Consider the following 249-nt stretch of genomic DNA (forward strand, 5'->3'; position numbering starts at 1 on the left):
TGGGTCCCCCGCTCCTGCCTGCGTGAGTGTCGTGTGGGTGGGTTGTCTGCTCTGCGGGCGGTGGCAGGATTCGGCGGTCCGCCCGCTGTGGCGCGAAACGTATGCGAGAGCACACGGGTGGAACAAGGGGCGGAAATGTAGGACTTGCCCATATGGGATGCCGATTAGGGGCAAAACGGGCAGGTTGAGAAGGCGGGTGGGAAGTAACTTGCCTTTTGCGAATGGGTAGTTTGTGGGGTGAGGGTGGCG

The organism is Streptomyces graminilatus (assembly GCF_001418565.1).
GTDB classification, from domain to species: domain Bacteria; phylum Actinomycetota; class Actinomycetes; order Streptomycetales; family Streptomycetaceae; genus Streptomyces; species Streptomyces graminilatus.